This window comes from Mesorhizobium sp. M0615 (genome assembly GCF_040320805.1).
Lineage (GTDB): Bacteria > Pseudomonadota > Alphaproteobacteria > Rhizobiales > Rhizobiaceae > Mesorhizobium.
Genome location: NZ_JAMYQI010000025.1, coordinates 19,251 through 43,754 on the forward strand (window position 1 = coordinate 19,251; position 24,504 = coordinate 43,754).

Annotated in this window: 19 protein-coding genes and 1 pseudogene; 3 read left to right on the forward strand and 17 right to left on the reverse strand. The window is 64.0% G+C overall.

Annotation, left to right across the window (positions count from 1 at the left end; all coding sequences use genetic code 11):
- Window positions 1–16 precede the first annotated feature (16 nt).
- The gene (locus NKI46_RS29140) at window positions 17–889 is read left to right on the forward strand and encodes a 50S ribosomal protein L11 methyltransferase (protein ID WP_352460241.1); all 873 of its coding nucleotides are present in this window, start codon (window positions 17–19) and stop codon (window positions 887–889) included.
- Between the two features lie 104 nt (window positions 890–993).
- On the forward strand, window positions 994–2,838 hold the full coding sequence (locus NKI46_RS29145; protein WP_352460240.1) for an aminopeptidase P family protein: 1,845 nt from the start codon (window positions 994–996) through the stop codon (window positions 2,836–2,838).
- 155 nt (window positions 2,839–2,993) lie between these two features.
- Here NKI46_RS29145 and NKI46_RS29150 read toward each other — a convergent pair whose 3' ends face one another.
- Both NKI46_RS29150 and NKI46_RS29155 read right to left on the reverse strand, forming a co-directional pair.
- On the reverse strand, window positions 2,994–3,290 hold the full coding sequence (locus NKI46_RS29150; RefSeq protein ID WP_023741691.1) for an AzlD family protein: 297 nt from the start codon (window positions 3,288–3,290) through the stop codon (window positions 2,994–2,996).
- Complete coding sequence (locus NKI46_RS29155) at window positions 3,287–4,015, reverse strand: AzlC family ABC transporter permease (protein WP_352460239.1); 729 nt, start codon at window positions 4,013–4,015, stop codon at window positions 3,287–3,289. Before NKI46_RS29155 ends, NKI46_RS29150 begins: the two co-directional genes overlap by 4 nt.
- A gap of 116 nt (window positions 4,016–4,131) precedes the next feature.
- On the opposite strand from NKI46_RS29155, the gene NKI46_RS29160 reads away from it, so the two are divergent.
- Entirely contained in the window at window positions 4,132–4,890 is a 759-nt protein-coding gene (locus NKI46_RS29160) for an SDR family NAD(P)-dependent oxidoreductase (RefSeq protein ID WP_023682129.1), read from the forward strand.
- 22 nt (window positions 4,891–4,912) lie between these two features.
- Here NKI46_RS29160 and NKI46_RS29165 read toward each other — a convergent pair.
- The 15 genes and pseudogenes from NKI46_RS29165 to mraY form a co-directional block, all read right to left on the reverse strand.
- Window positions 4,913–5,606 (reverse strand): annotated as a pseudogene (locus tag NKI46_RS29165) (DUF2461 domain-containing protein).
- Complete coding sequence (gene ligA, locus NKI46_RS29170; protein ID WP_352460238.1) at window positions 5,606–7,810, reverse strand: NAD-dependent DNA ligase LigA; 2,205 nt, start codon at window positions 7,808–7,810, stop codon at window positions 5,606–5,608. Before ligA ends, NKI46_RS29165 begins: the two are co-directional and overlap by 1 nt.
- Before the next feature lie 111 nt (window positions 7,811–7,921).
- On the reverse strand, window positions 7,922–9,595 hold the full coding sequence (recN, locus tag NKI46_RS29175; RefSeq protein WP_352460237.1) for a DNA repair protein RecN: 1,674 nt from the start codon (window positions 9,593–9,595) through the stop codon (window positions 7,922–7,924).
- Between the two features lie 218 nt (window positions 9,596–9,813).
- Window positions 9,814–10,683, reverse strand: a complete 870-nt coding sequence (locus NKI46_RS29180) for an outer membrane protein assembly factor BamD (protein WP_023668284.1) — start codon at window positions 10,681–10,683, stop codon at window positions 9,814–9,816.
- Between the two features lie 263 nt (window positions 10,684–10,946).
- A complete protein-coding gene (lpxC, locus tag NKI46_RS29185) occupies window positions 10,947–11,894 on the reverse strand; it encodes a UDP-3-O-acyl-N-acetylglucosamine deacetylase (RefSeq protein ID WP_023668283.1) in 948 nt (315 codons plus the stop codon).
- Between the two features lie 272 nt (window positions 11,895–12,166).
- Window positions 12,167–13,825, reverse strand: a complete 1,659-nt coding sequence (gene ftsZ, locus NKI46_RS29190) for a cell division protein FtsZ (protein ID WP_023705548.1) — start codon at window positions 13,823–13,825, stop codon at window positions 12,167–12,169.
- A gap of 66 nt (window positions 13,826–13,891) precedes the next feature.
- Window positions 13,892–15,199, reverse strand: coding sequence for a cell division protein FtsA (gene ftsA, locus NKI46_RS29195; RefSeq protein ID WP_352562482.1), 1,308 nt, complete (start codon window positions 15,197–15,199; stop codon window positions 13,892–13,894).
- Window positions 15,196–16,137 (reverse strand): cell division protein FtsQ/DivIB, encoded by a 942-nt coding sequence (locus tag NKI46_RS29200; protein ID WP_023725356.1) that lies wholly within the window; start codon window positions 16,135–16,137, stop codon window positions 15,196–15,198. The genes ftsA and NKI46_RS29200 overlap by 4 nt, the downstream gene beginning before the upstream one ends.
- A complete protein-coding gene (locus tag NKI46_RS29205) occupies window positions 16,125–17,051 on the reverse strand; it encodes a D-alanine--D-alanine ligase (RefSeq protein WP_023668279.1) in 927 nt (308 codons plus the stop codon). Before NKI46_RS29205 ends, NKI46_RS29200 begins: the two co-directional genes overlap by 13 nt.
- Window positions 17,052–17,353: 302 nt before the next feature.
- Entirely contained in the window at window positions 17,354–18,319 is a 966-nt protein-coding gene (murB, locus tag NKI46_RS29210) for a UDP-N-acetylmuramate dehydrogenase (RefSeq protein WP_027050618.1), read from the reverse strand.
- Window positions 18,316–19,722 (reverse strand): UDP-N-acetylmuramate--L-alanine ligase, encoded by a 1,407-nt coding sequence (murC, locus tag NKI46_RS29215; protein ID WP_023668277.1) that lies wholly within the window; start codon window positions 19,720–19,722, stop codon window positions 18,316–18,318. The genes murB and murC overlap by 4 nt, the downstream gene beginning before the upstream one ends.
- The gene (gene murG, locus NKI46_RS29220) at window positions 19,722–20,846 is read right to left on the reverse strand and encodes an undecaprenyldiphospho-muramoylpentapeptide beta-N-acetylglucosaminyltransferase (RefSeq protein ID WP_352749282.1); all 1,125 of its coding nucleotides are present in this window, start codon (window positions 20,844–20,846) and stop codon (window positions 19,722–19,724) included. Before murG ends, murC begins: the two co-directional genes overlap by 1 nt.
- A 1-nt stretch (window position 20,847) precedes the next feature.
- Window positions 20,848–21,999 carry a putative lipid II flippase FtsW gene (gene ftsW / locus NKI46_RS29225; RefSeq protein ID WP_023668275.1) on the reverse strand — a complete coding sequence of 384 codons (1,152 nt, stop codon included), beginning with the start codon at window positions 21,997–21,999 and terminating at the stop codon, window positions 20,848–20,850.
- Window positions 21,999–23,399 carry a UDP-N-acetylmuramoyl-L-alanine--D-glutamate ligase gene (murD, locus tag NKI46_RS29230; protein ID WP_023712435.1) on the reverse strand — a complete coding sequence of 467 codons (1,401 nt, stop codon included), beginning with the start codon at window positions 23,397–23,399 and terminating at the stop codon, window positions 21,999–22,001. Before murD ends, ftsW begins: the two co-directional genes overlap by 1 nt.
- 8 nt (window positions 23,400–23,407) lie before the next feature.
- On the reverse strand, window positions 23,408–24,490 hold the full coding sequence (gene mraY, locus NKI46_RS29235) for a phospho-N-acetylmuramoyl-pentapeptide-transferase (RefSeq protein WP_023682138.1): 1,083 nt from the start codon (window positions 24,488–24,490) through the stop codon (window positions 23,408–23,410).
- Window positions 24,491–24,504 lie beyond the last annotated feature (14 nt).

A 24,504-nucleotide genomic window follows, 5' to 3' on the forward strand; every position in this document is an offset into this window, starting at 1 on the left:
AGCAAGAGACCAACTGATGGGTCAGACCAGGCTCCACTTCATCGCTGGGAAGATCGAGGCCGACCGCATCTTTGCCGCGCTCGAGCCGGCTTTCGAGGATGAAGGCCTGCCGATCGCCGTGCTCGAAGTCGATGAAGACCGCGACATCTATGAGGTTTCGCTCTACACCGACGGCAATGTCGACGCGGTTGAGGCGCGGCTAAGGGACAGCCTTGCCGGACTGTCCCTGTCGAAGCCGATCGAGCGCGAGGTTTTGCCCGACATCGACTGGGTGGCGCGCTCGCTGGAGGGACTGAAGCCGGTGCGCGCTGGACGTTTCGTCGTCCATGGCGCGCATGACCGCAGGAAGCGCCACAGCGGCGAACTGGCCATCGAGATCGAGGCCGGCCTTGCCTTCGGCACCGGCCATCACGGCACCACGGCCGGCTGCCTCGAAATGCTGGAGCGGGTCGTGCGCCGCGAACGTCCCAGGAATGCCCTCGACCTCGGCACCGGCAGCGCGGTGCTGGCGATCGCCGTCGCCAAACTGGCGCATATTCCGGTGCTGGCGACCGACATCGATCCGATCGCCGTCAGGGTCGCCGCCGCCAATGCCCGCCTCAACCACGTCAAGGCGCTGGTCGAAACGGTGACGGCGCCCGGTTTCCACCACCCGATCTTCGGCAAGCGCGCGCCTTTCGACCTCATCGTCGCCAACATATTGGCGCGGCCGCTGATGCGGCTGGCGCCTGAGATGGCCAGGCACATCAGCCTCGGCGGCTCGATCGTGTTGTCCGGCATCCTCGAGCGCCAATGCAATGCGGTGATCTCGGCCTATGTCGGCCAGAATTTCCGGCATGTCAGGACCTTGCATCGCGAAGGCTGGGTGACGATCCACCTGAAGCACTGAGACGCAACGCGCTTTGGACCATCCGAGCCTGTTGCGATTGGCGAAAATCGATTCCGGTTTTCCGGGTCATGCGCTACGGTCGCGCCCGATACAGGAGGCATACCATGTTCCAGACCTTCGATTCCGCAGGCGACCCCAGCGTCGGCAAGCCGCGCGTGACGTTGCTGCGGCGATGGCTGGCGGATAATGGCCTCGACGGTTTCCTGGTGCCGCGCGCCGACGAGCACCAGGGCGAGTATGTCGCCGATCGCTCGGCGCGGCTGAAATGGTTGACCGGATTCAGCGGCTCGGCCGGCGTAGCACTTGTGCAGCGTGACCGCGCCTTCATGTTCGTCGATGGCCGCTATACCTTGCAAGTGCGCCACGAGGTCGATCTCGACATTTTTGCGATCGAGAGTCTCGTCGACAACCCGCCGGCCTCCTGGATCAAGGACAATCTCGGCAAGGGCGCCAGGCTTGGCTTCGACCCGTGGCTGCACACGATCGCTGAGGTCAAGGCGCTGAAAACCTCGGCCGAGCAATCCGGCGCGACGCTGGTGCCGCTCGACAGGAACCCGATCGACATCATCTGGAAGGATCAGCCGGCGCCGCCCGTGGCGCCGGTCGAAATCCACCCGATCGGCTTTGCCGGGGAACTCGCCAAGGACAAGCTGGCGCGGCTGGCGGCGGCAATCGGCAAGGAGGGCGCGACGCACGCCGTGCTCACCGACCCCTCCTCGATCGCCTGGGCCTTCAACATCCGTGGCGGTGACGTGCCGCACACGCCGCTGGCGCTCGGCTTTGCGATCCTCGCCGCCGACGGCAAGCATCAGCTGTTCATGGACAGCCGCAAGTTTTCGCGCACGGTCGCCGCCTATCTCACCCAACTCGCCGATCTGCACGAGCCCGGCGAATTCGAGGCGGCGGTCGCAGCCCTTGCCAAGGGCGGCGCCAAGATCGGGCTCGATCCGGTGCTGGCGGCGGAAAAGCTCAAAATGCTGGTCGAGGACAATGGCGGCGCATTTGTTTCAGCGGCCGATCCCGCCCGCATTCCGCGCGCCACCAAGAACCAGGCGGAAATCGCCGGCAGCCGCGCCGCGCACCGCCGGGACGGCGCGGCGGTGGCGAAACTGCTGTGCTGGCTGGAACGGCAGGAGCCGGGCACGCTCGACGAAATAACCGTTGTCACCAAGCTGGAGGAAACGCGCCGGCAGACCGGCGAGGAAACGCAGATGCCGCTGCGCGATGTCTCCTTCGACACCATTTCCGGCGCCGGGCCGAACGGCGCCATCATGCACTACCGCGTCTCGCGCGCCACCAATCGCAAGCTGGCAAAGGGCGAGCTGTTCCTGCTCGATTCCGGTGCCCAGTATCAGGATGGCACCACCGACATCACCCGCACCGTGCCGATCGGCCAGCCGACCGAGGAGATGCGCGAGCGCTTCACGCTGGTGTTGAAGGGCATGATCGGCATTTCGACGCTGCGCTTTCCCGCCGGCACGCGCGGCTCGGAAATCGACGCGGTGGCGCGCATGGCGCTGTGGAAGCATGGCTGCGACTTTGCCCATGGCACCGGCCATGGTGTCGGCTCGTATCTGGCCGTGCATGAAGGGCCGCAGCGCATCGCCCGCACCGGCACCGAAAAGCTGCTGGCCGGCATGATGCTCTCCAACGAGCCCGGCTATTACAAGGAAGGCTCCTACGGCATCCGCATCGAGAACCTGATCCTGGTGACACCGGCTGAACAGGTGGAGGGCGGCGACATCGCCATGCACGGTTTCGAGACGCTGACACTGGCGCCGATCGATATCAGGCTGATCCGCACCGACCTGCTGACGCGCGAGGAGTTGCACTGGCTGGATACTTACCATGCCTGGGTGCTGGCCGAGATCGGCCCGATGCTCGACGGCGAGACGCTGGCCTGGCTGGAGAAGGCAACAGCGCCGCTGCCGCACGACGCCAAGATCTGAAATGAGCTTCTTTCTCCCCGTCACTATACGGGGAGGTGAGGAGCGGTCCGCGAAGCGGACGAAAAGCCAATTGCTTGGCTTTTCGAGTGACGAACGCCCGCCAGGGCAATGAGCGGCGGCGCCGACAGTTCGAAACTGTTCCGCGCGCAGGCGCCCTATGCCACAAACTGCCGCGCGAGGACCAGCACCACCGCCCCGGCCAGAAACATCGCCATCAGGCCGCCGCGCAGCGAGACCACAGCGGCGACGACCAGCGCCGCCCATTCCGCCGGTCCGGCGCTAAGTGCGGCGGGCGCCACCAGCGTCGTCAACACTGCGGCCGGCACGGCATTCAAACCCGCCTCGACGCGTGGATGGATGTGGTCGAAGCGCGAGATCACCAGATGGCCGCCGACGCGGGTGAGATAGGTGGCGATCGCGCCGGCAATGATGATCCACAAGGTCGCGCTCATCGTTTTGCCTCCACACCGCTATGGTGCGGCGGCAGGATGACGGCCAGAAGCACGCCTGCAATGGCGCCGATGGAGACGTGCCATGGCGATCCCACAGTTTTGTAGGCAATGATCGACGCCGCGGCGCTGGCGATCACCACCGGCAGCCACAGTGGCCGGTTGCGAAAGCCCATGACCAGCCCGAGGAAATAGATCGGCAGCAGGAAGTCGATGCCGAGCGCATGCGTGTCCGGGATCAGCTTGCCGAACACCGCGCCCAGCGCGCTCTCGATCCCCCAGAACACATAGACCGGCAGGCCAAGCCCCATGTACCAGGCAAAGCCAACGGTCTCGCCGGCTTCGGCCTTACGCTCGGCCACCGCGAATTGCGGATCGGTGAGCACGAAATAGCCCAGCGCTTGGCTGATAACCGGCCAGTGCGCGATTCGCCGGCCGATGCTGGCGGAGTAAAGCACGTGACGGAAGTTTACGGCGAAGATCGACAGCACGATCAGCCATGGCGCGACATGCTGGCCGAACAATTCGATGCCGACCATCTGGCTGGCGCCGCCGAAGATCAGCGCGCTCATCAAGAAAGCTTCGAGAACGGAAAAGCCGTTGTCGACGGCGATGGCGCCGAACAGCAGCCCAAATGGCGCCGCGGCGACAACCACCGGCATCGACAGCCGCACGCCGTCCCAGAAGTCGCTGGCCACGGAATTTTCGCTTAAGGTCTCTGCCGACATGTCACATTCCCATCTCGCGCTGCTATGTAGGAGCCGGCGTTTGAAAAGTCAGACGAATTCGCTTGAGCCAACAAATCAGCGAAACTGATGTTGTAAAAACAAATGAGGGGGTTCGGATGATCGCTTATGACTTCACCGGCAGGCACGCGGTCGTCACCGGCGCCGGTGGCGGTATGGGCGAGGCGATCTCGCTGGCGCTGCTCGATGCCGGCGCCTCGGTCACCGCCATCGACGTCAAGCCGCGTCCGGCGTCGCTTGCCGCCTATGACGACCGGCTCACCTTTGCCCAGGGCGACCTCACCGACGCCGCCTTCGTCGAGCAGACCATCAATGCCGCGGGCCGCGAGCGCGGCGGCATCGATTATCTCGCCAATGTCGCAGGCGTGCTCTGGTTCGGTCGCGACAAATCGGCCCTCGAGATGGACCTCGATGTCTGGGATCAGGTCTTCAACATCAATCTGAAATCCTTCGTCCACACCGCGCGGGCGGTGGTTCCGCATATGCGGGCCGGCGGACGCGGCGGCGCCATGGTGCACTTCTCCACCATCCAGTGGTATCGCGGCGATCCGACCCCGCAGGATGCCTACCAGGCATCGAAGGCCGGCGTCTGTGCGCTGTCGAAGTCGCTCGCCATGCAGTTGGCGGGCGATGGCATCCGCTCCAATTCGATCTGCCCGGGAATGGCGTTGACGCCGCTGCAGGCGCGCTGGGACACCGAGGAGAAACGCGCGGCCGTTGCCAATTATGCGCCGCTCGGCCGCATCGGCACGCCGCAGGACATGGCCAATGCCGCGCTATTCCTGCTTTCCGATGCGGCAAGCTACATCACCGGCATCGAACTGGCAGTCGACGGCGGTCTTTTGATGCGGATGTAGCCGTGCAGTGCGCCGGGCTGATTTAGCTCCGCGGTGCCGTGCCCTGGATCGCCCTGCCCCAGTCGAGCAACGGCTTGGCGCGCAATGTGAAATCGACAAGCTCGTCGACCAGCGCTGGCGCGTGGATGCCGGCCGGATCGATCATGTGCTGGACATAGAAGTGCCGGTTGCGGATGGCGTCGACAAGATCGGGTTCGTTGACCTGCTCGAATCCGCGCGGCGTGCGCTTCAACCGACCCTCGGTTTCGAGTTCGAAGCCGTTTTTCTTCAGCGTTGAAAGCAGTTTTCGGAACTCGGCTGGCCGGGCGATAATCGCCTTGCGCATCGCCAGCAGCAGGGGCGGCTCCGGGTTCCACCAGGCAACGTCGGCAAAGCAGCGGTCGATCCCGACATAGACGAAGAACACGCCCTGCTCCATCTTGGTGCCATCCGGCGACAGCATGGCCGACAAATGCTGGTTGTAGGGCCGCTTGTCCTTGGCGAAGCGCACGTCGCGGTTGATGCGAAACAGTGACTTCTTGCGGTCTCCGCGCAAGCCCAGACCCGCCGCCGCGAAGCGCTCCGTCAGCGTCTCGACCAGATCGCAGAACGGCTCATGCAACTCGCTGTCGTAAAGGCGCGCGGTTTTCCTGGAACGATTCGCGGCTCTGGTGGAAGTCGAGCGCCTTGAGGAACGGGATGGCTTTTTGCCCGAACCCTTTGAACGAACCGGCCATCACGCCTTGCCGACCCGTTGCAGCCAGGTGTCCTCGTCGATGACTTCGACGCCGAGTTCACTGGCCTGCTTCAGTTTGGAGCCGGCACCCGGCCCGGCCACCAGCAGATCGGTCTTCGCCGACACCGAACCCGCCACCTTGGCGCCGAGCCGTTCGGCCATCGCCTTGGCTTCGGAGCGTGTCATCTTTTCCAGCGTGCCGGTGAAGACGATGGTCTTGCCGGCAACCTCGCTGTCGGTCGACACGGTGACGACATACGGCTTCGGCTTGACCTGTTCGAGCAGTCTGTCGAGCACGTCGTCATTGCGTTCATTGCCGAAGAAATCGCGCAACGCATCGATCACTGTATCGCCAATGCCGTTGATGGAGGGGAAGACGCTGTGCGGATCCTCAGCCGCCGCCGTTTCCTTGCCGACGCGGATCAGCTCCTCGATGGTCGAAAACGTCCGCGCAAGCACGGCCGCCGTCGTTTCGCCGATATGGCGGATGCCGAGTGCGAAGATGAAGCGGTCGAGCTCCGGCTGGCGGCGCGAATCGATGGCCGCGAACAGCTTGTCGAGACCTTCATAATTGCGGTCCTCGACACCGCGCACATTCTTGCGCGCCTTGCCCGATGCCGCCTCGCGCAGCCGCGCCTGCTCCTCGCGCCGCTCGGCCAGCGCCCTGGTGACGGCCGGGCGGCGATCCCTGAGGGTGAAGATATCGGCGGCGGTCTTGACCAGTCCCGAATTGAAGAACAGGTCGATATTCTCGGCGCCCAGCCCCTCGATGTCGAGCGCGCCGCGCGACGCGAAATGACGCAGCCGCTCCACAGCCTGCGCGGCGCAGATCAGCTCGCCGGTGCAGCGCCGGCGCGAATCCTCCTTGCCGGTCTTCTCGTTGATTTCGCGCGTCGCCGGCGAGCCGCAGACCGGACAAATGTGCGGGAATTCATAAGGCACCGCATCAGCCGGCCGCTTGTCGACGACGACGCTGACGATCTGCGGAATGACATCGCCCGCCCGTTGTATGACAACCGTGTCACCGATGCGGACATCGATGCCGTCGCGAATCGGCAGGCCGTTGCTGTCGAAGCCCTTGATGTAGTCCTCATTGTGCAGCGTGACGTTTTCGACCACCACGCCGCCGACCGTGACGGGCGCCAGCCGCGCCACCGGCGCCAGCGTACCGGTACGACCGACCTGGATATCGATCTTCTGCACCGTCGTCATCGCCTGTTCGGCCGGGAACTTGTGCGCAACGGCCCAGCGCGGCTCGCCGGTGACAAAGCCCCAGCGACGCTGCAATTCCAGCTGGTCGACCTTGTAGACGACACCGTCGATGTCGTAGCCGAGCGACGAACGCAGCTCCTCGATCTTGTGGTAGTGCGCGATCAGCTCCTCGACCGACTTCGCCCGCACCATCAATGGGCTGACCTTGAACCCCCATTCGGCGAATTTCTGCACCGAATCATATTGGGTCGGCGCCGGATCCGCTGTCGTGTAGCCCCAGGCATAGGCAAAAAATTTAAGATTGCGGCTGGCGGTGACGGACGCATCCTTCTGTCGCAGTGAGCCCGCTGCCGTGTTGCGCGGATTGACATAGTCCTGGCCCCCCACCGCCGCCGAGCGGGCCTTCAGTGCCTCGAATTCCGCATAGGTCATGTAGACTTCGCCGCGGATCTCGATGGTCTCGGGCCAGCCCGATCCTTTCAGCTTGGCGGGGATGTCGGCGATGGTCCTGAGATTGGCGGTGATGTCCTCGCCGACAGCGCCGTCGCCGCGCGTAGCACCCTGCACGAACACACCGCGTTCATAGCGCAGCGACGCCGACAGCCCGTCGATCTTCGGCTCGGCCGTAAACGCGATGTCGAGATCCTTGTCGCGGTCGAAGAAGCGCCGGCCACGCTCGATGAAATCGGTGACGTCCTCGTCTGTATAGGCCTTGGCGAGGCTGAGCATCGGCACCGCATGGCGCACCTTGGCAAAGCCTTCCGCCGGCGCGGCGCCGACCCGCAGCGAGGGCGAATCCTCGCGCACCAGACCGGGAAAGCGCTCCTCGATGGCAAGATTGCGCCGCCGCAGCGCGTCATATTCCGCGTCCGTAATCGTCGGCGCGTCCTCGGCATGATAGCGCCTGTCATGACCGGCGATCTCCTCGGCCAGCCGCTGGAGCTCATCCGCGGCTTCGCTTTCGCTCAACGATTCGACTGGTTTTTCAGACATGCAGCGGTCCCTGGACAGTGGCGCGACACCATAAATCAGGATTTCGGAAAAAGCATTCCTGAACAGCGGGATGGAGCCATATCCTGACTCAGCCCGAAAGCCTTGCGACGACTACGCTGCAGCAATATTCTCGCGCAGCAGCCGTTCCGCGGCTGCGCGCGCCTCGTCGGTGATGGTAGCGCCGGCCAACATGCGCGCGATCTCTTCCTGGCGCGCCGCCCGGTCCATTTCGGCGATGCCGGTGGCGACCTTGTCCGAGCCGCCGGATTTGGAGATCAGGAAATGCGTCGCAGCACGTGCCGCCACTTGCGGAGCATGCGTGACCGACAGCACCTGCACGCGCTTCGACAGCCTGGCCAGCCTTTGGCCGATCGCATCGGCCACGGCGCCGCCGACGCCGGTGTCGATCTCGTCGAAGACCAATGTCGGCGCCGAGCCACGGTCGGCCAGCGCCACCTTGAGCGCCAGCAGGAAGCGCGACAGCTCGCCGCCGGAGGCGACCTTCATCATCGGCCCAGGCCTGGTGCCGGGATTGGTGCGCACCCAGAACTCGACCTGGTCGATGCCTTCTTCCATGCGGTTCTCGCCATCGCTGGCCAGTTCAACGATGAACTCGGCCCGTTCGAGCTTCAGCGCCGGCAGTTCGGCCATCACAGCCTTGGTCAGACCGACCGCCGCGGCGTGGCGAAGCGCGGAGAGCTGGGCTGCGGAAATATCGTAGGCTTCGCGCGCCGCTGAGGCCTGCTTTTCCAAGAGATGCAGGCGCCCCTCGCCGGCATCGAGATCGGCGAGATCGGCGGACATGGTGTCGCGCAGTTGCGCCAGATCGTCGACGGCCACACTGTGCTTGCGTGACGCCGCACGCAGCGAAAACAGCCGCTCCTCCGCCTTCTCCAGCCGCTGCGGGTCGTATTCGGTGGCGCGCAATGCCGCCTCGACGCCCGATTGCGCGGCATCCAGCGACAGCATCGCCTCATCCAGCGACTTCACCACATCCTCGAGCAGGCCCGGCGCTTCGCTGGCCTTGCGCTGCAGGCGCCTGAGCAAACTGGCCAGTTGCGGCAGTGGCGAGGACGGGCCTGACAGCACATCCTGCGCATCGTGTATTTCCGAGGCGATCTTTTCGGCCCGCATCATCGTGGCGCGCAATTCGGCCAGTTGCGTCTCTTCGCCGGGCTGCGGATCGAGCTTTGCCAGTTCCGCCACCGAGGCCCTGAGATAATCGGCCTCGCGCGCCGCCGCCTCGACCTTGGCGCGGTGCCTGACGAACTCCTGCTCGGCGCCGCGCCAATAGCGCCACGCCTCGCCGGTCGCGCGGGCAGCGCCCAGATGGCCGCCAAAACTGTCCAGCAATTCGCGATGCGCGCCGGGATCGACCAGAGCGCGCTCGTCATGCTGGCCGTGGATCTCGACCAGCGCGTGGCCGATGTCGCGCATCAGGGTGACGCTGGACGGCTGGTCGTTGACGAAGACACGGGTGCGGCCATCCGCGGTCTGCAGCCGGCGCAGGATGATGTCGCCGTCATCCTCGATGGCGTTTTCGGCCAGCAGCGCGCGCACCGGGTGGTTGCGCGGCACATCGAAGACGGCAATGACCTGGCCCTGTGCCGCGCCGTGGCGCACCAGCGAGGCGTCGCCGCGCGCGCCAAGCGCCAGCGACAGCGCGTCGAGCAGGATGGATTTGCCGGCGCCGGTTTCACCGGTCAGCACGGAAAGGCCGGGCTGGAAGTCGATATCCAGCTTCTCGATCAGGACGATATCGCGGATCGACAGTCTGGAAAGCATCAGAACCCGGACCTCAAGCAATTCCAGGAAAAGTGCGTAGCGGTTTTCCGTCCGGAATTGCGTAGAACAAAAAGTTAGGACGGTTCAGCGCCTCAATCAAACCGCTGAACCGCTGTGAAGCGGCATCCGACCGATGGAGTCGCAGCGCCGCGCTATCTTTTTGTTTGAGCGTCGGATCAATCCGAAAAGCGCGTTCCGCCTCAGTCGATGCTCGGGAGTCAGGCGCCGGTGATCAGCTTGCCGGCCTTGGATATCCACGATCCGGCATTCTCGCGCGGCTCAAGCCCGTTGCTCTGCAACAGCTTGTAGGTATCCTTGTACCATTGGCTGTCGGGATAATTGGTGCCGAGCACCGCAGCGGCGGTTTGCGCTTCCGAGGTCAAGCCCATGGCGTAATAGCTTTCGGCCAGACGCGCCAGCGCCTCTTCGACATGGCGGGTGTTGGAATAGTTCTCGACCACGTTGCGGAAGCGCTTGACGGCAGCAATGTATTCGCGCCGCTCGAGATAATAGCGGCCGATCTGCATCTCTTTGCCGGCCAGCTGGTCGTTGGCGAAACGGATCTTTTCCTTGGCGTCGTCGACATATTCCGACGTCGGCCAGCGCGTCACCAGATCCTGCATCGTCTGCACGGTCTGGCGTGCTTCCTTCTGATCCTGGGTGACGTCCTTGATCTGCTTGTAGTAGCTCAGCCCGATAATATACTGGGCGTAAGCCGCGTCGTCGGTCGACGGATAAAGCGTGAGATAGCGCTTGGCCGAGCCGATCGCTTCGTCATAACGGCCGGCGCGATAGTCGGCGAAGGCGCCCATCACCATCGATTTGCGGGCGAATTCCGAATAGGGGTGCTGGCGGTCGACGGCGTCGAACTTCTTGCTCGCCTCATCCAGGCGGCCGGCATTGAGATTGGCAAGGCCTTGATTGTAAAGGACGTCGGCCGGTTCGGTCTGGTCGACATAGGTCGACAGGTCGACGTCTTTCTCGGACGACATGCAGGCCGAGAGGAAGAGCGATGGCACAACCACCGAAAGCGCCAGGAAAACAGCCCGATACGGCGCTTTCGATTGACCAACTCGCTTGAAGAACATGATTGGATTGCGCCCTTTCGGCGTTAGTTCAATGCCTTTCGCATGGCGTTCCCTCAAAACTGATCCCCACTTTTGAGCGACATGCGCCTAACAGACGGCAGCAGCCATAAACCATAACTGCCTTGCCCAGCAACGCTATGTCTAGCCAATCGCACATTTTTGTGGCGGCTTGGTGTTGCCCCGAATGCTACGCACTTTCACTGGCCGGTGATGCTTTCGTGCAACACCGGCCAGCGTTCAGAAAGCCAGAAAATCGTTAAGAATCAGATCACCCAGGGCGCAAAGACAGGGCCGGTGACGGCGCTCATCTCGGCGGTGCGGCCGCGCTCGCGGCGCGTGGTCTCGACGACCTCGAAGGCCGAACGGTCGGACAGAAGCCGCCGCAAAGCAGCCGCATTCATCCGGTGACCGCCGCGATAGGAGCGGAAGCAACCGATGAAACGGGCGCCGGCCAGCGCCAGATCGCCCATCGCGTCCATCGTCTTGTGACGAGCGAACTCATTGGGGTAGCGCAGGCCGCCCATGTTGATCACCCGGTTGTCGTCGCCGATCACCAGCGAGTTCTCCAGCGAGGAGCCCAGCGCATAGCCGGCCGCCCACAGCCGCTCGACATCCTTCATGAAGCCGAAGGTGCGGGCGCGCGCGATATCCTGGCGAAAGATGTCGGGGTTGATGTCGGAGGCGAATAGCTGGCGGCCGATCGCCGGGCTTTCGAAATCGATCTCGACCTCGAAGCGCGTGCCGCTATAGGGCCTGAACTCGGCCCAGGACGCGCCATTCTCGATGCGGACGGGCTTGACCACCCTGATGTAGCGGCGCTTGACCGCCAGCGTCTCGATGCCGGCCTGGTCGATGGCTTCCACGAACGCCACCGCACTGCCATCGAGGATCGGAACCTCATGACCGTCGATCTCGATGACGATGTTGTCGATGCCGAGCCCGAAAAGCGTCGCCATCAGATGTTCGACGGTGGCGATATGCTCGCCTGCCGGATCGCCGAGCATGGTGCAGAGATCGGTCGCGCCGACTTCAGCAACCAGCGCGCGGAACTCGCGGCTCTCGCTTCCGTTCGAAAGGTGGAAGAGCACGCCGGTGTCGGCGTCCGCAGGGAGGAAATTGACGGTGACCGGTTTGCCGCTGTGAACGCCGGTACCGGTCAGCGTTGCACGCGATTTCAGTGTCGTCTGATAGTCTTGCAAGACAAACCCCATAGCCCAAACGCCTAAGTCCGCTTTAACCCAAAAGGCGCGGCTCTTTTTTTATCGGCAGGCAGGGCCACTTCCCCGAATCCCAGCACACCGAAAGTGCTGCGGCAAAGATAATGGTCTGTCAGGGAGACTCCAAATCACGGTTTCTTACTCTGTGTAACCGCGACAGACCTTGAGCGTCACATCGTAACGCCTTGTTATTAAACCCCTTTAAACGTCAACAGGCAGACAATCTCTCGTCTGCCTGTTAACAAGTGTTACATACCGTTAACGGCTCAGTTGGCCTGGCGGCGCAGGAAAGCCGGTATCTCCAGCTGGTCGTCTTCCTGGGTCGACCTGGTCTGCGGCGTCAACCGGCCCTGATCGTCGAGCTGGCCGCGGCGCGGCGCGTAAAGCTGCGGATCCTGGCTGGCAAGGCGGCGCATTTCCGGCGCCGCCTGGCGCAGTTTCGGTTCGCGCGGCTGTGCCGGCTGCAACCGGGCCGGCTCTTCTTCGCGGCGCGTCAGCCCGTTGGTCAGCCGCTTGAGCAGCCCCATCGGCCCGCTGTTTTCATGGTCGGCCGGACGGCCCTTGGCTTCCACCTCGGCCCGCACCACAGGCGGAAAATCCTCCACCCGCGGCATGCGCTGCGGTGCGGCAGCCACCGGCTGCGGCATTTCCCGCATCGGCGCCGGTTGCATCACCTGCTGCACGACAGGCTGCGGCTGGGCAGGCGGGGCCTGGAAGATCTTGCTCTGCGGGCGGAAATCTTCCGCCTGGGCCATCGGCGCCGGACGAGCCATTGCCGCCGCATTGGCCTCGGCAAGCTGGATCGCCTCGGCCACCGGATCGGCCGCGCGCTGCTCATAGGTCTGCTGCTGGACCGGTGCCGGACGGCCTTCCGCCCCCGGAGCCGCTGGGCGGCTGACCGGCTTCTGCTGCGGCGGCACGGCCCGGATCGAGATCGGCGCCGCGGCAATTTCAGCTGCCGATTTGTCGATGCCGGTGGCGACCACCGAGACGCGGATGACGCCTTCGAGTTCCTCGTCGAAGGTGGCGCCGAGGATGATGTTGGCGTCCTGATCGACTTCCTCGCGGATGCGGGTCGCGGCCTCGTCGACTTCGAACAGGGTTAGGTCGCGGCCGCCGGTGATCGAGATCAGCAGGCCCTTGGCGCCCCTCATCGAGGTCTCGTCGAGCAACGGATTGGCGATCGCCGCCTCGGCGGCGGCCATCGCGCGGCCCTCGCCCGAAGCTTCGCCGGTGCCCATCATCGCCTTGCCCATTTCGCGCATCACCGAACGCACGTCGGCGAAGTCGAGATTGATCAGACCTTCCTTGACCATCAGGTCGGTGATGCAGGCAACACCGGAGTAGAGCACCTGGTCGGCCATGGCGAAGGCGTCGGCAAAGGTGGTCTTGTCATTGGCCAGCCGGAACAGGTTCTGGTTGGGGATGACGATCAGGGTATCGACACATTTCTGCAGCTCCTCGATGCCGAGATCCGCCGTCTTCATGCGGCGCTGGCCTTCGAAATGGAACGGCTTGGTGACGACGCCGACGGTGAGGATACCCCGTTCGCGCGCCGCGCGGGCAACCACGGGAGCCGCACCGGTTCCGGTGCCGCCACCCATACCGGCGGTGACGAAGCACATATGGGTGTTGGAGAGATGATCGATGATCTCATCGATGCACTCTTCCGCCGCCGCACGGCCCACTTCAGGCTGCGAGCCGGCGCCGAGCCCCTCGGTGACATGCGCGCCGAGCTGGATCAGCCGCTCGGCCTTCGACATGGTCAGCGCCTGTGCATCGGTGTTGGCCACGACGAACTCGACACCGCGCAAGCCCGCGGTGATCATGTTGTTGACGGCATTGCCGCCGCCGCCGCCGACACCGAATACGGTGATCCGCGGCTTGAGCTCGGTGATGTCCGGCTTTTGCAGATTGATCGTCATTGTCTCCGTCCTTTGCCTTTCCCGCCGCTTCGCCGCCGCGGCCGCCTATGGGGCTGTCCCCGTCAATTAGAAACTGTCTCTCAACCACTGACTCATGCGATGCAGTTTTCCGCCCGTCCCGGTCATCCTGAGACCGGAAATTCCTTTCGCCGGATGGCTCTCGAACCTCGCCATCTGCGGATAGATCAGCAGCCCGACCGCCGTCGAGAAAGCCGGCCCCTTGGCAGCTTCCGGCAGGCCCGCCACGCCGAGCGGGCGTCCGATGCGCACATTGCGTCCCAGAATGCGGCGCGCCGCCTCGGGGAGACCCGCAAGCTGGCTGGCGCCGCCGGTCAGCACGACGCGTTTTCCCACGGCATTGCCGTAGCCCGACTTGTTCAGCCGGTCGCGCAACAGTTCCAGCGTCTCGTCGATGCGGGCGCGGATGACGCGCGTCATCACCGAGCGCGGGATCTGCAGCGGCATCTCGCCGTCTTCGCCGATCGGCTGGATCGAGACCAGGTCGCGATCGTCGGCACTGCCAGGCAGCGCCGAACCATGCATCACCTTCAGCCGCTCCGCGGCGTCGAGCGAGGTCGACAGGCCCTTGGCCATATCGAGCGTCACATGATTGCCGCCGATGGCAATGGCATCGGCGTGGACGAATTTGCCTTCCGAAAACACCGAGATGGTCGTCGTGCCGCCGCCCATGTCGATGCAGGCCGCACCCATTTCCAGTTCGTCGTCGACCAGGGCCGCAAGCCCGCTGGCATAGGGCGTCGCCACCATGCGCTCGACCGAAAGATGCGAGCGGTTGATGCAGAGCTCCAGATTGCGCAGCGGCGCGGCATCGCCCGTCAGCACATGCATATCGACGCCGAGTTGGTCGCCGACCATGCCGCGCGGATCGCGCACGCCGCGCTCGGCGTCCAGCGAAAAGCCGACGGGCAGCGAATGGATCACGTCGCGTTCGGCCTTGAGCGCCTGCTTGGCGCCGGCGGCAAGCACGCGCTTGATGTCGGCTTCGTCGGCCTGATGGCCACCGAGATTGATGGTGGCCGAATAGGTTTCGCTCTTCAGCCGGCCGGCCGTCATGTTGACGATCAGCGAATCCACGGTCAGTCCCGCCATGCGTTCGGCGGCGTCGACGGACAGGCGAATGGCGTGCTCCGCGCGGTCGAGATCGACGACCACGCCCGACTTCACGCCTTGCGATTTCTGGTGGCCGATGCCGATCACCTGGATGCGGTGCGAGCGGCCGCGCAACAGCTTGCCGTCCTCGCGCGGCTTCAGTTTCGCCACCACGCAGCAAACCTTGCTCGAGCCGACATCCAGCACGGTGAGCGTGCCGGAACGCCGCGAAGAGGCATCGCTGTTGCCGCCAAGCCAGCTCATATCTTCGTCCCCGACTTGCGCTTCAGATTTTGCGGCTTTTCATTGAGCGCGGCCTGGCGCTGCGTCGCCGCTTCCGGCGTCAGCTGCACCACCAGGCGATCGGAGATGCGCATGTCGACGGCGGCGATGTCCCGCGTCAGAAGCCCGTTATCGTGGTCCATCCGAACCAGGTCGGCAATCGCCTGATCCTCGCCATCCTCGGGCAGCTTGATCGTGATGCCGTTTTCCAGCTTCAGGTCCCAACGCCGTTCGCCGATGCGGATATAGCCTTTGACCCGAGCCGCGAGCTCGGGAAATTTCTTGATCTTGGCCACGAAGTCGGGCGCCTTGGCCGGTGCGCCGGTGCCGATGATCAGCGGCAGCAGCGCCTGCTTGCCGCCGGAGAACGGCGCGATCACCGCGCCGGAGCGTTCGATGACCGAAAGCTCCGCGCCCTGCTGCCAGAGCGCGAAGGGCTCGCGCTCCTCGACACGCACTTCCAGCGTATGTGGATAGACCTTGCGCACCGCCGCCACTTCGACCCAGGGCAAGGTATCAATACGTTCACGCGCGGCCTCGGCATCGAAGCCGATCAGTGACGTCCAGCCGTCGAGCTCGAGCCGGTCCAGTATGTCGATCTCCGAAGTCTGGCGGTTGCCGACCACCTTGATCTGGTCGACGGCAAAGCCGGTCCGGGCGGTGATGCTCTGGACGATGTCGTCGGCATGACCGCCGAGAATGGCGCCATAGAGGCTGCTTGATGCAATGAGCGAAGCCGACAGGATGGCCGCGGAAAAGCGCGGCGCGACGAAGTCGCCGCCGCCCAGGCGCGCCAGCACGCGCACCGGCCGGCGCAGCACGCGCGGCAGCACGAAATGGTCGAACGACAACGGCATGCCGAACAGCGCCGGCCCGGCGCCGCCCCTGCCCTTGTCCTGTCCCCATTTCAACGCAGACACGAAGCGTCCTCCACCATCCAACTCAACAATTCGCCAAACGAGTGCCCGGCCTGGGCGGCGATTTCAGGCACCAAAGACGTCGGCGTCATGCCCGGCTGAGTGTTGATCTCGAGCCAGACAATCTCGCCGTTTTCGGAGTGACGGTCGTCATAGCGGAAGTCCGATCGGGAAACGCCCCGGCAGCCGATAGCCAGATGTGCCTTGAGTGCCAGTGTCTGTATTTTTTGGTAAATATTTGATGAAATTTTAGCAGGGATTTCGTGTTTTGATCCGCCGGCGACGTATTTTGAATCATAGTCGTAGAAGGAATGGCCGGTCGGAATGATCTCGCAGACGCCGAGCGCCACGTCGCCCATGACGGCGCAGGTCAGCTCGCGCCCATGGATGTAGCGCTCGACCATGACGGTCTCGCCATATTTCCATTCGGACGAGCCGATGACCTGCGGCGGATGCGACTGCCCTTCATGCACGATGACGACGCCGAAGCTTGAGCCTTCATTGACCGGCTTGACCACGTAGGGCGGCTTCATCGGATGCTTGTTCTGGATGGCAAAGCGGCTGGCAACCTTCGATTCCGCCACCGCGATGCCGGCAGCCTTGGCGACCTTCTTGGCTTGCTCCTTGTTCATGGCGAGCGCCGAGGCGAGCACGCCCGAATGGGTGTAGGGAATGGCCAGATATTCGAGGATGCCCTGGATGGTGCCGTCTTCACCGAACGGGCCGTGCAGTGCGTTGAAGACGACATCGGGCTTGAGTTCGGTGAGCACTGCGCCGACATCGCGCGCAACATCGACGCGGGTAACCTGGTAGCCTTCATTCTCAAGCGCATCCGCACACGCCTTTCCCGAAGACAGAGACACGGGCCGCTCGGACGAGAATCCGCCCAGGAGGACAGCCACATGCTTGTTCTTCATATCCCGTCATCCCTCTCACGGCGGGCCCGCAACCACGCATTCAGCGACCAGATTGAGTCCGAGTCTCCCGGCAGGTTGCCCCCCAGACGGAAAACGCGGTCGACGCGTCGAACGACTCAAATCAGGAAACGCTTTAAGGCAGAGAATCAGAGAGTTGATTCGCTGGCAAGTGCTTATGATTCCGACAGATTCACTTTCCGCGAAAACGGCCGGAAAAAGCGTGTTGTGAGTCTTTGGAGCAACGGTGGCGCTGTTGTTTCAGACCGTTTGAAGTTCAAGCATCACATGAACTTCAGCTTGCGCTAAAGAAGCTGTCCGAGGAATTCCTGCACGGCATGGCCGGGGCGGAAATTGCCGAGCCGCTTGATTTCCCACTGCAGGCGGATGCCTGAATTTTCAAGCACGCGGGCGCGCACCGTCTCGCCGAGATATTCGAGGTCGTATCCGGTCGCTGTTCCGGTGTTGATCATGAAGTTGCAGTGCATCGGCGACATCTGCGCGCCGCCGATCATCAGCCCGCGGCAGCCGGCCTTGTCGATTTCCTTCCAGGCCGAGGTGCCTTCCGGATTCTTGAAGGTCGAGCCGCCGGTCTTCTCGCGGATCGGCTGCACCGTCTCGCGATGCGTCTGGACGGCGTCCATGGCCGCCTTGATCGCCTCCTGGTCTTCCAGAACACCTTCGAAAACGGCGGAGGTGAAGATCAGCCCGGCAGGTGCGGCCGAGTGACGATAGGCATAGCCCATGTCTTCATTGCTGAGGGTGTGGAGATTGCCCTTGCGGTCGAGCGCCCGAACCTCGACGACACGTTCCCGCGTCTCGACGCCATTGGCGCCGGCATTCATCCTCAGCGCCCCGCCGATGGCGCCGGGAATGCCGTGATAGAAATGAAAGCCGCCAATGCCGGCCTCATAAGCGACGGCCGCGACGCGCTTGTCGGGCGTCGCAGCACCGGCCTTGATGACGGTCGGCGAAACCACCTCGGCCTCGCCAAAGCCCTTGGCCGAAAGCCGGATGACGAAACCTGGAATGCCGCCGTCGCGCACCAGGAGGTTGGAGCCGACACCGACGATGGTGAGCGGGATGTCCTCCGGCACGGCGCGCAGGAAGGCAGCCAGATCCTCCTCGTCGGCCGGCTGGAACAGGGCGTCCGCCAGACCGCCGGCGCGGAACCAGGTGATCTTGTCCATCTCGGCATTGGGCGTGATGCGGCCGCGCAGGCCGGCAAGCCGGTCGCCAAGTTTGTCGAGCAGGTCCTGGCCGCGCATCATGAGACGGTACCGCCGAGTTCCCCAGGCAGCGCATAGGCCCATTGGGTGATGTTGCCGGCGCCCAGGAAGATGACGAAGTCGCCCGGTTTCGCCAACGCGCGGATGACGGGCGAAATCGCGGCAGGGGTTTCGACGTAGCGCGCATCGCGATGGCCCCCGGAGCGGATGCGCGACACCAGCGCCTCCGAGGTCACGCCGTCGATCGGCTCCTCGCCCGCCGCATAGACCGGCGCCACCATCACCGTGTCGGCATCGTTGAAACAGACCGAAAATTCGTCGAACAGATCGTGCAGCCGGGTGAAGCGGTGCGGCTGCGCAATGGCGATGACGCGGCCCTTGGTGGCGCTGCGCGCCGCTTTCAACACCGCCGTGATCTCGACCGGGTGGTGGCCGTAATCGTCGAAGATGTCGACGCCGTTCCACGAGCCGGTGTGGGTGAAGCGCCGCTTGACGCCGGCAAAGGACGACAGCCCTTTCTTGATCGCTTCGGCCGACAGGCCGAGTTCATGCGCGACCGCAATTGCGGCGGTGGCGTTGGAGACGTTGTGGCGGCCGGGCATCGGCAGCCGCAGATCCGATATCGTCGTCTGGCCGCCGGTCTTGCGGTCGCGGATCACCACGTCGAATGCCGAGACGGCACCGGCCATGCGGTGGTTGGTGAAACGCACATCGGCCTGCGCGTTCTCGCCATAGGTGATGACGCGGCGGTCCTCGATGCGGCTGACCAGCGCCTGTACTTCCGGATGGTCGGTGCACATCACGCCAAAACCGTAGAACGGCACGTTCTCGACGAATTGCCGGAAGGCCTCGCGCACCTTGTCGAAACTGCCATAATGGTCCAGATGCTCGGGATCGATGTTGGTGACGACGGCGATCTCGGCCGGCAGCTTGAGGAAGGTGCCGTCGCTTTCGTCGGCTTCGACCACCATCCACTCGCCATCGCCCATACGGGCATTGGTGCCATAGGCATTGATGATGCCGCCATTGATCACCGTCGGGTCGAGCCCGCCGGCATCGAGCAGCGTCGCCACCATCGACGTGGTTGTGGTCTTGCCATGCGTGCCACCGATCGCGACCGCCTGGCGGAAGCGCATCAGTTCGGCCAGCATCTCGGCCCGGCGGACAATTGGGAGCAACTTCTCCCGCGCGGCCTTCAGCTCGGGATTGGATTTCTTGATCGCGGTGGAGACGACCACCACTTCGGCCGCGCCGATATTCTCGGCCTTGTGGCCGACAAAGCATTCGATGCCCTTGTCGCGCAGCCGCTGCACATTGGCGCTGTCGGCCTGGTCCGAACCCTGCACCTTGTAGCCGAGATTGTGCAGAACCTCGGCGATGCCGCTCATGCCGATGCCGCCAATGCCGATGAAATGCACAAGGCCGATGGTCTGCGGCATCTTCATCAATGCGTCCCTTTCCTGAAATCCGAAACGGTTTTTCTGGACGCAATAGCCTCTGTGAGATCAGCGAGCAACCGTGCCGCGTTCGGCCGGCCAGCCGACTTCGCTCCGGCAGCCATGGCCGTCAGCCGCTCGGGAGTGTCCATCAGCCCGCCAATGAGAGCCGCGATGCGCTCCGGCGACAGTGACGATTGCGGATGCACCTCGCCGCCGCCCGCCGCGGCAAGGGCGGCTGCGTTCGCCGCCTGATCGTGATCCAGCGCATAGGGATAAGGCACCAGCAGCGCCGGCCGGCCGATGACGGCGATCTCCGAAACCGTCGAGGCGCCGGAGCGCGAGATCACCAGATGCGCCGCGCCCATGCGCTGTGCCATGTCGGTGAAGAAGGGCGAGACCTCGACATGGACGCCGAGTGCCGCATAGCCGACCTTCACCCGCGCCACGTCGTCGGCGCGGGCCTGCTGGGTGATCACCAGCCGCTTGCGCTGCGCCTCCGGCAGAAGTGCGATCGCCGTCGGCATGGCGTCGGAAAAGAACTGCGCGCCCTGGCTGCCGCCGAACACCAGGAGCCTGAACGGATCCGCCCCTTTGGATGCGGTGTAGGGCGTCTTTGCCGCCTCCAGGATTGGCGGCCTGACCGGATTGCCTGTCGTCACCGTCTTGGCGCCTGTGGCACTTTCATCTTGCGGCAGGAAGCCGCCGGCAATCGCATCGACGCGCCCGGACAGCGCCCGGTTGGCGCGGCCCATCACTGCGTTCTGCTCATGGATCAGCGTCGGCAGCTTGCGCCGCGTCGCGGCATAGAGCGGTGGCAAGGTCGGATAACCGCCAAAGCCGACGACCGCATCAGGCTTGATCCTGGCGATGACGTCGGAGGCCTGGCGCACGCCGCGCCAGATCTTCCAGAACGCGCCAAGCAGCGCGACAGGGTTTTTCGAGCCCATCGTCGCCGACTGGATCGGATGGATGGCGGCGGCCGGGAAATGGCCGGCAAAGCGCTCGGCGCGGTCGTCCGTCGCCAGATGCACGCCCCAGCCGCGCTCGATCAGCTCATGCGCCAGCGCCTCGGCCGGAAACAAATGTCCGCCTGTTCCGCCCGCCGCGAGAAGGATGACACCCCGCGCCATATCACTCCGCCGGCAGGGCGCGCTGCGACAGGGCAAAGCCCATCTGCTTGCGCTTTTCCGGTCGCTTGCGCGTCAGCGCCAGCACCATGCCCATCGAGATGGCAATGGCGATCTGCGAGGAGCCGCCATAGGAGATGAAAGGCAGCGTCATGCCCTTGGCCGGCATCAGCTGCAGGTTGACGCACATGTTGATGACCGACTGCAGGCCGAACACGGTGACGAGACCGCCGACGGCGTAGCGGGTGAAATCATCATGTTCCTTCAGCGCCGTGCTGAGGCCGCGCAGCACGATGAAGGCGAAGATCGACATGATGAAGAAGCACATGATCAGCCCGAACTCTTCGCCGGCGACCGAAAAGACGAAGTCGGCATGCGCGTCGGGGATGACGCGCTTGACGGTGCCCTCGCCCGGGCCGACGCCGAACCAGTGGCCGTTGATCAGCGCCTCGCGGCCCATGTCGACCTGGAACGTGTCGCCTTCGCCGGTTAGGAATTTGTCGATGCGGGCGGCGACGTGCGGGAACACCGTATAGGCGGCAAACAGGCCGCCGGCGCCGGTGGCGCCAAGCGCGATGATCCATAGCCATGGCAGGCCGGCCATGAAGAACATGACGCCCCAGGTGCCGGTCACCAGCATGGTCTGGCCGAGATCGGGCTGCGCCACCAGAAGCGAGATGACCAGGATCAGCAGCAGCATGGCAAACAAATTGCCGGGGATGTCGGGCTGGCGCTTGTGTTCGGCGAACAGCCAGGCGCAGACGATGACGAAGGCGGGTTTCAGAAATTCCGACGGCTGGATCGACATGCCGACAAACGACACCCAGCGCCGCGCGCCCTTCACCTCGACGCCGATGTAGAGCACGGCCACCATCAGCACCAGCATGATGCCCAGGATGATCAGCGCCATGCGCCGGATCTGCCGCGATTCCAGGAAGGAGACCGCCAGCATCACGCCGAGCGCCGGCACGGTGAAGATGATCTGCCTGGTGGCAAAGTGGAAACTATCGAGGCCGATGCGTTCGGCCACCGCCGGGCTTGCCGCAAAGGACAAGACGATGCCAAGCCCCATCAGCGACAGGAACGCCGCCAGGAACCAGCGATCGATCGTCCACCACCAGGTTGCAACCGGGCTTTTGTCGAGACGGCTTTGCATTATCGTGCCCCTCCGATGGGTTTGACACCCTCGATAGCATTCGCAGCTTGCCTGAAGGCTTCGCCGCGAACTTCGAAATTCTTGAACTGGTCGAAACTGGCGCAGGCCGGCGACAGCAGCACCACCACCTCGCCGTTGTCATCCTTGGCCGAGTCTTTCGCGGCATGGTCGACCGCGGCGGCCAGGGTGCCCGAGATTTCATAGGGCACGGCTTCGCCGAGCGTCGCCGAGAATGCGGGCGCCGCCTCGCCGATCAGATAGGCCTTGGCGATGCGCGGGAAGAAACCGCGCAGCGGCTCGATCCCGCCTTCCTTGGGCAGTCCGCCGGCGATCCAGTAAATGCGCGAAAAACTCGACAGCGCGGGTGCCGCCGCATCGGCATTGGTCGCCTTGGAATCGTTGACAAACAGCACGTGGTCCTTGCGTCCGACCTGCTCCATGCGATGCGCGAGGCCTGGAAAGCTCTCCAGTCCCGCCTGGATCTCGCCCAGGCTCAAGCCGACCCTGAGGCAGGCGGCAACAGCGGCAAGCGCATTCTGCGCATTGTGCTGGCCGCGCAACGAACCGATGCCTTCGAGGAAGGCGACGCGGCTGTAGCGGCCATGGACGGCTTCCATCAGATCGGAACCGTCTGCGAAATAACCGTCGGTCAGCGGCAGCCGCTTGGAGATGCGGATCACCTCCCGGCCCGCCCTCTCCAGCCGGTCAGCGATCTGCGCGCACCAGGAATCGTCAACGCCGACGATCGCCGTCTCGCTGCCGGCAACCAGCCGCTCCTTGATCGAAGCGTAATGCTGCATAGTGCCGTGGCGGTCGAGATGGTCGGGCGTCAGGTTGAGCAGGATGCCGGCCGTCGGGTTGATCGAGGGCGCGAGATCGATCTGGTAGGACGAACACTCGACGACATAGTCCCGGTCAGCCTGCGGTGGATCGAGCGTCATGATGGCCCGGCCGATATTGCCGCCCATCTGCGTGTCGCGCCCTGCCGATTTGAGGATATGCGCGGTCAGCGCCGTGGTCGTCGACTTGCCGTTGGTGCCGGTGATAGCGATGAACGGCGCATCAGGCGCGCGCGCAATCCGCTCGCGGCAGAACAATTCGATATCGCCGATCACCTCGACGCCGGAGCCACGCGCCAACTCCACCGTCCAGTGCGGCTTGGGATGCGTCAGCGGCACGCCGGGCGAGAGCACGAAGGCCGAGAATTTCGACCAGTCGGCGCCGCGCAGATCGGCGGTCGCAATGCCTTGGTCAGCAGCCTTGGCGACGCTATCGGGATTGTCGTCCCAGGCAAGCACGTCGGCGCCGCCCTCGATCAGCGCGCGCGCCGTGGCGATCCCCGAGCCACCGAGCCCGAAGAGCGAAACGCGTTTGCCCGAAAAGGATGCGGCGGGGATCAAGCGGGTTCCTATCTCAGCTTGAGGGTCGACAGGCCGACCAGCGCCAGGATGACGGCGATGATCCAGAAGCGGATCACCACCTGGCTTTCGGTCCAGCCGAGCTTTTCGAAATGATGATGGATAGGCGCCATCAGGAAGACGCGCTTGCCGGTCATCTTGAAGTAGCCGACCTGGATGATGACCGACAGGATTTCCACGACGAACAATCCGCCGACGATGACCAGCACGATCTCGTGCTTGGTGGCGACCGCGACCGTACCGATCAGGCCACCCATGGCCAGCGAACCGGTGTCGCCCATGAAGATCGCCGCCGGCGGGGCGTTGAACCAGAGGAAGCCGAGGCCGGCGCCGATGACGGCGCCAAGCACGACAGCCAGTTCGCCGGTGCCGGGCACGAAATGGATCTGCAGATATTCGGCGAACACCGCATTGCCGGAGAGGTAGGCGATGACGCCAAAGGATGCCGCCGCAATCATGATCGGCACGATCGCCAGCCCGTCGAGGCCATCGGTCAAATTCACCGCATTGCCGGCGCCGACAATGACGAAGCAGGAGAACGGCACGAAGAACCAGCCGAGATTGATGATGAATTCCTTGGCGAAGGGGAAGGTCAGCGACGACGAGAACGGCGCCTGGCCATTATGCATGATCGCCCAGGCGGCGATGCCGGCGATGACGAATTCCAACGCCAGCCGCGCCTTGCCGGAAAAGCCGAGATGCGACTCCTTGGTTACCTTGAGATAGTCGTCGTAAAAGCCGATCGAACCGAAGCCCAGCGTCACCAAGAGGACCACCCAGACATAGATCGAGGAGAGGTTCGCCCATAGAAGCGACGAGCCGACGATGCCGCACAGGATCATCAGCCCGCCCATCGTCGGCGTGCCGGCCTTCTTGAAATGCGTCTGCGGGCCATCGGCGCGGATCGGCTGGCCCTTGCCTTGCCGCAGCCTAAGCGAATTGATGATGGTCGGCCCGAAGATGAAGACGATCAGCGCCGAGGTGATCAGCGCACCGCCGGTGCGGAAAGTTATGTAGCGGAAGACATTGAAGACCGAGACCTTGTCCGCAAAATCGACGAGCAATGTAAACATACGATTCCGTTCCC